This window comes from Aureimonas sp. SK2 (genome assembly GCF_029813115.1).
Taxonomy (GTDB): Bacteria; Pseudomonadota; Alphaproteobacteria; order Rhizobiales; family Rhizobiaceae; genus Aureimonas.
In genome coordinates this window covers 1-1,682 of sequence record NZ_JAPZDS010000052.1, presented here as the reverse complement: position 1 = coordinate 1,682, position 1,682 = coordinate 1, and the positions used below count along the sequence as shown (strand labels likewise).

The 1,682-nt window shown below is 60.1% G+C and carries 2 protein-coding genes; both read right to left on the bottom strand.

Annotated elements, in window-relative coordinates; all coding sequences use genetic code 11:
- Positions 1 to 374: 374 nt before the first annotated feature.
- Positions 375 to 698 carry a transcriptional regulator gene (locus tag O5O54_RS22145; protein WP_279484012.1) on the bottom strand — a complete coding sequence of 108 codons (324 nt, stop codon included), beginning with the start codon at positions 696 to 698 and terminating at the stop codon, positions 375 to 377.
- Positions 695 to 1,682: NAD(P)/FAD-dependent oxidoreductase (locus tag O5O54_RS22140; protein WP_279484011.1), on the bottom strand; the 988-nt coding region annotated here is incomplete at its 5' end. The genes O5O54_RS22140 and O5O54_RS22145, both read right to left, overlap by 4 nt.

The window sequence follows — 1,682 nt, the reverse complement described above, 5'->3', positions numbered from 1 at the left end:
ATGGACACATATAAGTCTTGGTACAAGAGGCCCTCCGAGCCTACAGGCGACTGTGGCGCTTAACGCTTTGCTGGCGAGGCCGTTGACAGAAAGGCGCACGCATCAGGTTGTGATGCCCTTCCAGTTTTCAAAGCCGAGGATCGTCAGCTTGCAATATGTAGGAGGCCTAATTGGCCGCCCGATTATCTTATCTACGCGGAATTCTGTATTACTTCGCAAGCTGAAACATTAAGAGCTGCACTGTAATTTTACGTGAGCTGATAAGCATGATGTGATCGTATGTATAATGAAATTGGTGGACCGGAGTTATGAATTTATTTGATGTAATAATTGTCATTGATATTGTTGGAGGTGACAGAAAGGATTGATGTGAATCAATTATTTTTTGATGGCTTGCGTAGCCTTGCGCCGGCTCCCTTATTGTCTTCGGGAATGAATTCGATCCCGCCGAGCTCAAGCGCGTAACGTATCAGTTCAACCGTATCGGCATCTCCTTCACTCCGACGACGTTCGAAAATGCGCACGCAGTCGACAGGAACGCCGGCGTGTCGCGCTAGCTTCTGGACCGACCAGTCCAACAGTCCGCGAGCGGCGCGGCACTGCTCAGAGGAGAGACCAGCATCCGCTGTTTCATCTCTTGGTCCTTGCAATGTTGCGGAAGGCTGTTTCGCGGTGGGTAATACGGTGTCCTCGCTCATGACAAGCGCGCCCGCGGTCTGACCCGCGCGTTCAGGACGTCCGCAAGCCAGAGAAGGCTGCCCCGGCCCATCCCGTGCAGCCGAGCCTGATGGCGGCGGTAAAGTAGCGCATGCCCGAGTTGCGCGACACGCCCCTTCAGAAATGCGCCTCCGAACAGGCCGACGCGACCGAGCGTTCCGTAGGCGTCGTAGCCGCCGAGCGACACGAGTGAGCCGAAGTCGCGGTACTGAAAGGCGGGAGCGGTGCCGCCCGCGATCAGAGTCGGCAGATGACGGACAACGTAGTCGGCCTCCTGCGAGGCCGCCTGCGCGGTGGTCGGGACCAGAATCGAGGCGTCCGCAAAACGGGGGCTGGCGCAGTCGCCGACGCCGACGATCGAAGGGTCGTCGACCGATCTCAGATCGTCCCCGACGACGATCTGGCCGAGCTTACTTAACTGAATCCCCTCGATCGTGGACAGGAGACCGGGAGCCCGCACGCCTGCCGCCCAGACCTTCATTTCGGCGCGCACAATCTTCCCGTCGGAGAGGTGGAACGCCTCCTCGTCGACGGAAACAACCTTGACGTTATGGTTCACTTCGACGCCCATCTCGCGCAGGCGCGCCGCGACGGCATGCGAGATCCGCTCGGGGAAGGCGCGAAGAAGCCGGTCGCCCGTGTCGATCAACGAAACGCGGACCCGCTCCCTGAGGCCGCTGATCCCGTAACCCTGCACGATCTCGGCGAGCTGCACGATCTCGGCCGCCAGTTCCACCCCGGTGGCCCCGCCGCCGACGATCGCGACCCCGAACGTCCGGTCCTGCGCCAGGGCGTGGAGGAGTTCGATCCTCATCCGGTCGTTGAAGGCGATGGCCTGACCGCGCGAATTGATGGTCAGGCAGTGACTGCCGGCTCCTGGCGTGCCGAAATCGTTGGCCTCGCTTCCGATCGCAAGGACGAGCGTATCGTAGCTGACGCTGCGCGCTGGGACGATGTCCCGCCCG